Annotated in this window: 1 protein-coding gene; it reads left to right on the forward strand. The window is 55.4% G+C overall.

The features are described from left to right. Positions 1 to 64: 64 nt before the first annotated feature. Positions 65 to 670: DDE-type integrase/transposase/recombinase (locus tag KBX14_RS11150; RefSeq protein ID WP_256042561.1), on the forward strand; the 606-nt coding region annotated here is incomplete at its 3' end.

Raw genomic sequence — 670 nt, forward strand, 5'->3', positions numbered from 1 at the left:
ACGCCCACGGCGTGCACGCGGCAACAACCAGCCCCCACATGTTGAAGCACACCGGCCAGGTCAAGTGCTGTGCTGGGATATCACCTATCTTCCAGGCAAGTACACAAACCAGTACTACGCCTGCCATACCGCAATCGATCTGTATTCCCGTGCTGTTGTCGGCGCAGTTGTTGCCCACCACGAAGATTCCCGCGTGGCACGACATATGTTTGAAGAAATCTTTGCCGCACACCCTGATGTCGACACGGTGCACTCCGATAACGGGGCAGCGATGACCAGTCGCAGCCTTGGCAGACTTTTTGATGCCCACCAGGTCAAACGCTCCTTCAGCAGGCCGTCGATTAGCAACGATAATCCGCATATGGAGTCGTTGTTTCACACCATGAAAGGTATGGCCTACTACCCGAGGGCTTTTGCCAGCATTAAACATGCAGCGGCCTGGGTTGATGAGTTTACAACGTTGTATAACCACCGGCCCCACAGTGGGATTAATGGCTACACTCCGCAAAGCGTGCTAGACGGCACGTGGCAACAGATGGAGGCTAACCGGCGAAGTGCCGTCGAGCAAGCCCTTGCTGATGGGGTAATTACCGCGCGACCGAAAACACCGATTGGGTTGCCTGAGAAAGTCACGATTATCCGCACGACAAGTAAAACGGCGCCGATGCCG

The sequence above is a fragment of the Corynebacterium sp. CCUG 61414 genome (genome assembly GCF_024453945.1).
GTDB lineage: Bacteria > Actinomycetota > Actinomycetes > Mycobacteriales > Mycobacteriaceae > Corynebacterium > Corynebacterium pseudogenitalium.